This is a genomic window from Streptomyces soli, assembly GCF_003999195.1.
Classification (GTDB): domain Bacteria; phylum Actinomycetota; class Actinomycetes; order Streptomycetales; family Streptomycetaceae; genus Actinacidiphila; species Actinacidiphila soli.
Genome location: NZ_RJVR01000347.1, coordinates 1 through 8,318 on the forward strand (window position 1 = coordinate 1; position 8,318 = coordinate 8,318).

Here is an 8,318-nt window from a genome sequence, read left to right on the forward strand (position 1 = left end):
GCAGCGCGCCCCGGGCAATGCGGCGGCGCAGGGGGCGGCACGGCGCCGGCCGCCCGGCAGGAGGCCGGTGGCGGCCTCCGGGGGCGCGACGCTGCGGCTGGGCAAGCCGAGGCCGCGGCTGCGGCTGGTGAGCCTGGCGCTGACCCTGGTGATGCTGACGTTCGTCGTACGGCTGCTGCAGGTGCAGGCGATCGACGCCTCCGCGTTCACCTCGAAGGCCGAGGCCGACCGCTACCTCACGGCGACACTGGCCGCCGAGCGCGGCACGATCACCGACCGGGACGGCGTGGACCTGGCGAACACGGTGGACGCGTACGACATCATCGCCGACCCGATGCTCTTCACGAAGGCCGATACGAACGTCGACGACGCGCCGGAGCAGGCGGCGGAGCTGCTCGCGCCCATCGTCGGCGGCGATGCGAAGAAGATCGCCAAGCAGCTCGCGAACTACCCCGGCTCCCGCAACGAGGTCATCGCCAAGCAGCAGTCGCCCCAGGTCTGGAACCAGATCAAGGACCTGCAGAGCGCCCTCGCCGCCAAGGGCAAGGGCGCCAACGTCCTGCTCGGCGTCTTCCACCAGGCGCACAGCAAGCGCGTCTACCCCAACAACGACCTCGCCGCCGGCCTCATCGGCTTCGTCAACTCCGAGGGCAAGGGCGGCGGCGGCCTGGAGCAGCAGTACAACACCGAGCTGGCCGGCAAGGACGGCACGATCACCTACGCCCAGTCCGGTGGCCGCCGGATCCCGACCGCCGGCGTACGGGAGAAGGCCGCCCAGCCCGGCTCCACGGTCGAGCTGACCATCGACCGGGACATCCAGTGGGCGGCCCAGCAGGCCATCAGCGACCAGGTCAGCCAGTCCTCCGCCGACCGGGGCTACGTCATCGTCCAGGACTCGCAGACGGGCGAGATCCTGGCCATGGCGAACTCACCCGGCTACGACCCCAACGACCTCAGCAAGGCCGACTCCTCCGCCATGGGCAACGCCGCCCTCCAGGACGCGTACGAGCCCGGCAGCGTCAGCAAGCTGATGTCGATGGCCGCCGTCCTGGACTCGGGCGTGGCCACCCCCACCACCAAGGTCACGGTCCCGGGAACCCTTCCCCGCGCGGACCGCGTCTTCCACGACGACGTGGACCACGGCACGTGGCATCTCACGCTCAACGGGGTACTCGCCAAGTCCAGCAACATCGGCACGATCCTCGCCGCCGAACAACTCGGCAAGACCCAGAAGCAGGCGAACAAGGTGCTCTACTCGTACTTGCGGAAGTTCGGGATCGGTCAGCAGACCGGCCTCGGCTTCCCGGGCGAGACCTCCGGCATCCTGGCCAAGCCGCAGGACTGGAACGCCTCGCAGCAGTACACGATCCCCTTCGGCCAGGGTCTGTCCCTCAACGCCCTGCAGGCCACCTCCGTCTACTCCACGATCGCCAACGGCGGCGTACGCGTCGAGCCCAGCCTCGTCAAGGGCACCACCGGCGCCGACGGCAAGTACGTCCCCGCGGCGAGCCCCAAGAAGACCCGCGTCGTCAGCCGGCAGACCGCCACCACGCTCTCCCAGATGCTGGAGTCGGTCGTGGGCGACGAGCAGGGCACCGGCATCAAGGCCCGGATCGCCGGCTACCGCGTGGCGGGCAAGACCGGCACGGCCAACCGGGTGGACCCGGAAACCGGTCTGTACAGCGGCTACACGGCATCCTTCATGGGCTTCGCGCCTGCCGACAAGCCCCGGATCACCGTCTCCTGCGTGATCCAGAACCCGACCAGCGGCAGCTACTTCGGCGGCCAGATCTGCGGCCCGGTCTTCAAGAACGTCATGGAGTTCGCCCTGAAGAAGCTGAGGGTCGAGCCCACCGGGACCAAGGCGCCCAGCCTGCCGGTCGACTGGAACCCGTCGAAATCGTGACAGCCGTGAGCGGAATCACGCCCTCCTCCCCACCCGGGGCCTCTTTTGGCCCCGGGACCGGCCCGGCGGGTACTCTCACCGCCGTGCCACTCGCTGATCAGTCCCAAGGAAAACCCGGAGCGAAACGGCCGGGTGCCCCCCGCCCGTCGCAGGTCCGGCCCAAGCCGCTGGCGGAGCTGGCCGACCGGCTCGGCGCCGCGCTGCCGTCCGTGTCCTCGCAGGTCCACGCCACCGGCATCACCCACGACTCCCGGGCCGTCCGCCCCGGCGACGTCTACGCGGCCCTGCCCGGCGCCCGCCTCCACGGCGCCGACTTCGCCGCCCAGGCCGCAGAGCTCGGGGCGGTCGCCGTCCTCACCGATCCGGCCGGCGCCGAGCGCGTCGCCGCCACCGGCCTGCCGGTGCTGGCGGTGGACAACCCCCGCTCCCGGATGGGCGAGCTGGCCGCCACGATCTACGACCGGCCGGGTGACGCCCTGCTGCAGATCGGCATCACCGGCACCTCCGGGAAGACCACCACCGCGTATCTGGTCGAGGGCGGTCTGCGGTCCGTACACGGCACCGCGACGGGCCTGATCGGCACGGTCGAGTCGCGGATCGGCGACGAGCGGCTCAAGAGCGAACGTACGACCCCCGAGGCCACCGACCTCCAGGCGCTGTTCGCGGTGATGCGCGAGCGCGGCGTGGAGTCGGTCGTCATGGAGGTCTCCAGCCACGCGCTGGTGCTCGGCCGGGTGGACGGCGCGGTCTTCGACGTCGCCGTCTTCACCAACCTCAGCCCCGAGCACATGGAATTCCACTCCGACATGGAGGACTACTTCCAGGCCAAGGCGCAGCTGTTCACCCCCAGCCGGGCCCGGCTGGGCGTGGTCAACATCGACGACGAGTACGGCCGCCGGCTCGCAGTCGAGGCCACGGTCCCGGTGACCACCTTCTCCGCCGAGGGCCACCCCGACGCCGACTGGCGCGCCGAGGGCGTCGAGATCGGCCCGATGGGCTCCCGCTTCACCGCCGTCGGCCCCAAGGGCGAACAGGTCGCCGCCGCCGCGCCGCTGCCCGGGCCCTTCAACGTCGCCAACGCGCTGGCCGCCATCACCGCCCTGGTCACCGCCGGGATCGACCCGCAGCACGCCGCCGAGGGCGTCGCCGCCGTGCCGGGCGTGCCGGGCCGCCTTGAACGGGTCGACGCAGGGCAGCCGTATCTGGCGGTCGTGGACTATGCGCACAAGACCGACGCCGTTGAGTCCGTGCTGCGTGCCCTGCGCAAGGTCACCGACGGCAGCCTGCACATCGTCATCGGCTGCGGTGGCGACCGCGACACCACCAAGCGCGGCCCCATGGGCGCCGCCGCCGCGCGGCTGTCCGACACCGCCGTACTGACCGCCGACAACCCGCGCTCGGAGGACCCCCTCGCCATCCTCGCCGCCATGCTGGCCGGGGCCGCCGAGGTCCCCGCCCACGAGCGCGGTCACGTCGTGGTGGAGCCCGACCGGGCCGCCGCCATCACCGCCGCCGTCGCCCGCGCCCGCCCCGGGGACACCGTGCTGGTCGCGGGCAAGGGCCATGAGCAGGGCCAGGACATCGCCGGGGTGATCAGGCCCTTCGATGACCGCGACGTCCTGCGCACGGCCATCCAGGCCATCCAGAACGAGAAGGACCAGGACCAGCTGTGATCCCACTCACCCTCGCCGAGGTCGCACACGCGGTCGGCGGGAGCACGCACGACATACCGGACCCACAGGCCCTCGTCACCGGGGCCGTGGTCATCGACTCCCGCAAGGTCGAGCCCGGCAGCCTCTTCGTCGCCTTCAACGGCGAGCACGTCGACGGCCACGACTACGCCGGGCAAGCCGTCGAGGCGGGCGCTGTCGCCGTCCTGGTCACCCGGCCGGTCGGCGTGCCCGCGATCGTCGTGGACGACGTACAGGCCGCCATGGGCAGGCTCGCGAAGTACGTCATCGAACGGCTGGGCGCCACCCTCGTCGCCCTCACCGGCTCGGCGGGCAAGACCAGCACCAAGGACCTGATCGCCCAGCTCCTGGAGCGGATCGCGCCGACCGTCTGGCCGTCCGGCTCGCTCAACAACGAGATCGGGCTGCCGCTGACCGCACTGCGCGCCGACGAGTCCACCCGGCACCTGGTGCTGGAGATGGGCTCCCGTGGCATCGGTCACATCCGCTACCTCACCGAACTGACCCCGCCCCGCATCGGCGTCGTCCTCAACGTCGGCACCGCCCACATCGGCGAGTTCGGCGGCCGCGAGCAGATCGCCCTGGGCAAGGGCGAACTCGTCGAGGCCCTCCCCGAGGACGGCCTCGCCGTCCTCAACGCCGACGACCCCCTCGTACGGGCCATGTCGAGTCGAACCAAGGCGCGCGTCGTCCTCTTCGGCGAGGCCCCAGACGCGGACGTACGGGCCGAGAACGTACGACTCAACACCCGAGGTCAGGCGGTATTCACACTCGTTACACCTACCGGGTGCAGCGAAGTGACCTTGCGCCTGTACGGTGAGCATCACGTGTCGAACGCGCTCGCCGCGGCCGCCGTCGCCCGTGAACTGGGCATGTCCGTCGAGGAGATCGCCACCGCGCTCTCCACGGCCGGGACGCTCTCCCGCTGGCGTATGGAGGTCGTCGATCGGCCGGACGGCGTGACGGTGGTCAATGACGCCTACAACGCGAACCCCGACTCCATGCGGGCCGCCCTGCGCGCGCTCGCGGCCATGGGCCGGGGCCGGCGTACGTGGGCGGTGCTCGGCGAGATGGCGGAGCTCGGAGGGGAATCCCTCACCGAGCACGACGCGGTCGGGCGGCTTGCCGTCCGGCTCAACGTCAGCAAGCTCGTGGCGGTGGGCGGCCCTGCGGCCGCCTGGCTGCAAATGGGCGCCTACAACGAGGGTTCGTGGGGTGAGGAGTCGGTGCACGTGTCCGACGCTGAGGCGGCGATCGATCTGTTGCGCAGCGAACTGCGTCCGGGAGACGTCGTGCTGGTGAAGGCATCGCGGTCGGTGGGCCTGGAGCGGGTGGCGATCGCGCTTCTCGACGGCGCTGAGGGCGGGGTCACCGCCTGATGAAGCAGATTCTCATCTCCGGTGTCATCAGCCTGTTCCTGTCACTGGTCGGTACCCCGCTGCTGATCAAGCTGCTGGCCCGCAAGGGCTACGGCCAGTTCATCCGGGACGACGGTCCCAAGGAACACCACAGCAAGCGCGGCACGCCCACCATGGGCGGCATCGCCTTCATCCTGGCCACGCTCATCGCGTACGCCGTCACGAAGGTGATCACCTCCGAGCGGCCGACCATCTCCGGCGTGCTGGTGCTCTTCCTCTTCACCGGCATGGGCCTGGTCGGCTTCCTGGACGACTACATCAAGATCGTCAAGCAGCGCAGCCTCGGCCTGCGCGCCAAGGCGAAGATGGCCGGCCAGCTGATCGTCGGCATCGCCTTCGCCGTCCTGTCGCTGCAGTTCGCCGACGCCCGGGGCCAGACGCCGGCCTCCACGAAGCTGTCCTTCACCCAGGACTTCGGCTGGTCGGTCGGCCCGGTGATCTTCGTCATCTGGGCGCTCTTCATGATTCTCGCCATGTCCAACGGCGTGAACCTCACCGACGGCCTCGACGGCCTCGCCACCGGCGCCTCCGTCATGGTCTTCGCCGCCTACACCGTCATCGGCGTCTGGCAGTACGGCCAGTGGTGCGGCAACCCGCTCATCGCCGACAGCGCGTGTTACGAGGTCCGTAATCCACTCGACCTGGCCGTCGTCGCCGCAGCCCTGATGGGCGCCTGCTTCGGCTTCCTGTGGTGGAACACCTCGCCCGCCAAGATCTTCATGGGCGACACGGGGGCGCTCGCGCTCGGCGGCGCCCTGGCCGGCCTGGCGATCCTCTCCCGCACCGAGCTGCTCATCGCCATCCTCGGCGGCCTCTTCGTCCTCATCACCATGTCCGTCGTCATCCAGGTCGGCTCCTTCCGCCTCACCGGCAAGCGCGTCTTCCGCATGGCCCCCCTCCAGCACCACTTCGAACTCAAGGGCTGGGGCGAAGTCCTCGTCGTCGTCCGCTTCTGGATCATCCAAGGCATGTGCATGGCAGTAGGCCTCGGTCTCTTCTACGCGGGCTGGGTGGCAGCGAAGTGAGGCCTGCTCCGCCCGCTTACCCTGCTCCGGCCGCCCGCGCGGCCGGTGCGGGCCCGGCTGCGGCGGGACTGTCCCCCACCCCGTCCCTTCCCGAAACCGGGCTCTCCCCCAAACCTTCGTTTGGGAGGTGCCCCCACCCGGACCCGTTCGGGGCTGCGCCCCGGACCCCGCCCTACGCCCTGGCGGGCGTGGGCGGCCATGCCGCGGACGACTCCGGGCTGTGGGCAGGCACTCCGCTTTGGGGGTCCCCCCTGCACGCAGTGCTTGGGGGAGGAACTGGGGCTGGCGCAGCACGGCCCACTCGCCGGCAGGCGCCGACGAGGCCGCAACTGTCCACCAGCAGGTGGCGCGGTGCAGTGCCCCTGGCAGGACGGAGGGGGGCACCTCCCAGACGGAGTCTGGGGGAGAGTCCGGCGCAGCGACTCGAAGCCTGCGAAGCGGTGCGAGAGGCGCAGAAAAAGGGGTGCGCGCGGCCACTCGCCGGCTGGTGCCGACGAGGCGGTAACCAGGTACCGTGCGAAGGCGCGGGTGGTGTCCCTGCCACGGCGGACGGAGTCCGGCGCAGCGATCTCGATGCCCTCGAAGCGGTGCAAGAGGCGCAAAGAGAATTGGGCCGCAACCAGGCACAGGGGGTGGCGGCGTGACCGCGACGCGGGTCGAGCTGCAAGGACGGCAGGTCACCGTTGCCGGGCTCGGCGTCAGTGGGATTCCGGCGGCCAAGGTGCTGCGCGACCTCGGTGCGGACGTCACCGTCGTCAATGACGGCGACGACGAGCGGGCACGGGCCCAGGCGGCGGAGCTGGAGGCCCTCGGGATCAGGGTGCGGCTCGGGGATGGGGCGACGCTGCCGGAGGGCACGGAGCTGATCGTCACCACGCCCGGCTGGCGGCCGGACAAGCCGCTGTTCGCGGCCGCCGCAGAGGCCGGCGTACCGGTGTGGGGCGACGTGGAGCTCGCGTGGCGCCTGCGCGGGCCCGACGCGGCCCCCTGGCTGGCCGTCACCGGGACGAACGGCAAGACGACGACCGTCCAGATGCTGGCGAGCATTCTGCGGGCCGCAGGCCTCCGTACGGCCGCGGTCGGCAACATCGGCGTATCACTCCTGGACGTCGTCCTCGGCGACGAGCCGTACGACGTGCTCGCGGTCGAACTGTCCAGCTACCAGTTGCACTGGGCGCCCTCCATCCGCGCCCACTCCGCCGCCATCCTCAATATCGCGCCGGACCACCTGGACTGGCACGGCTCCATGGAGGCGTACGCGGCAGACAAGGGCCGTATCTACGAGGGCAACCAGGTCGCCTGCGTCTACAACGTCGCCGACCCGGCAACCGAAGCGCTCGTCCGCGAGGCGGACGTGGAAGAGGGCGCCCGGGCGATCGGGTTCACGCTCGGCAGCCCGCGGCCGTCGGAGTTCGGGGTCGTGGACGGCATCCTGCTCGACCGGGCCTTCGTCGAGGACCGGCAGATGAACGCGCAGGAGCTGGCCGAGGTCTCCGACGTCAACCCGCCGGTGCCGCACAACATCGCCAACGCCCTCGCCGCGGCCGCCCTGGCCCGCGCCTTCGGCGTGCCGCCGGCCGCCGTACGCGACGGCCTGCGGGCCTTCACGCCCGACGCCCACCGCATCGCGCACGTCGCCACGGTGAACGACGTCGCGTACGTGGACGACTCCAAGGCCACCAACACCCATGCCGCCGAAGCCTCGTTGGCGGCGTACGAGCCCATCGTCTGGATCGCCGGCGGCCTCGCCAAAGGCGCCACCTTCGACGACCTGGTCACGGGCGTCGCCAAGCGGCTGCGTGGCGTCGTGCTCATCGGCGCCGAGCGTGCCCTCATCCGGGAAGCGCTCGCGCGACACGCGCCCGAGGTCCCGGTCGTCGACCTCGACCGCACCGACACTGGGGCGATGGCGGCGGCGGTCGCCGCTGCGGCCGGTCTCGCCCAACCCGGCGACACGGTCCTGCTGGCCCCGGCCTGTGCCTCGATGGACATGTTCGCGAACTACAACGTCCGCGGAGACGCCTTCGCCCAGGCCGTACGGGACTTGCCGACAGCCACGTAGGCATCAAGGAGGGACATGACGGCCGACGACCACGACGGCAGTCTCTTTTCCCGCGTCCGGGCTGTCGCGGGGGGAGCCGGGCAAACCCTGCGCGACGCCCTCGTACCCGGCATCGTGCCGGTCGCCGCGGGCCTCGCCCTGAGCGAGCGCACCACGGCCCGCCCGTCACGGGCCTCCGTGCCGCGACCCGCCGGGCGCCTGCGGGCCCCGCACCCG

The 8,318-nt window shown here is 71.3% G+C and carries 6 protein-coding genes; all 6 read left to right on the plus strand.

Features of this window, described 5'->3' with window-relative positions; translation table 11 throughout:
* The coding region (locus tag EFK10_RS42485; RefSeq protein ID WP_164836384.1) for a peptidoglycan D,D-transpeptidase FtsI family protein at positions 1-1,906 on the plus strand (1,906 nt) is incomplete at its 5' end.
* Positions 1,907-1,989: 83 nt separating this feature from the next.
* Complete coding sequence (locus EFK10_RS42490; protein ID WP_407647252.1) at positions 1,990-3,579, plus strand: UDP-N-acetylmuramoyl-L-alanyl-D-glutamate--2,6-diaminopimelate ligase; 1,590 nt, start codon at positions 1,990-1,992, stop codon at positions 3,577-3,579.
* Entirely contained in the window at positions 3,576-4,976 is a 1,401-nt protein-coding gene (locus EFK10_RS42495) for a UDP-N-acetylmuramoyl-tripeptide--D-alanyl-D-alanine ligase (protein ID WP_127360986.1), read from the plus strand. The genes EFK10_RS42490 and EFK10_RS42495 overlap by 4 nt, the downstream gene beginning before the upstream one ends.
* Entirely contained in the window at positions 4,976-6,040 is a 1,065-nt protein-coding gene (gene mraY / locus EFK10_RS42500; RefSeq protein WP_127360987.1) for a phospho-N-acetylmuramoyl-pentapeptide-transferase, read from the plus strand. The genes EFK10_RS42495 and mraY overlap by 1 nt, the downstream gene beginning before the upstream one ends.
* A 640-nt stretch (positions 6,041-6,680) precedes the next feature.
* The gene (gene murD / locus EFK10_RS42505; RefSeq protein ID WP_127360988.1) at positions 6,681-8,102 is read left to right on the plus strand and encodes a UDP-N-acetylmuramoyl-L-alanine--D-glutamate ligase; all 1,422 of its coding nucleotides are present in this window, start codon (positions 6,681-6,683) and stop codon (positions 8,100-8,102) included.
* A 15-nt stretch (positions 8,103-8,117) separates the two neighbouring features.
* Positions 8,118-8,318 (plus strand): hypothetical protein (locus tag EFK10_RS42510; protein ID WP_164836385.1); only part of this gene is annotated, 201 nt, incomplete at its 3' end.

What these genes read in the sequence shown, in the direction of transcription:
- mraY (WP_127360987.1), top strand. Translation starts at nt 4,976, where the DNA reads ATGAAGCAGATTCTCATCTCCGGTGTCATCAGCCTGTTCCTGTCACTG.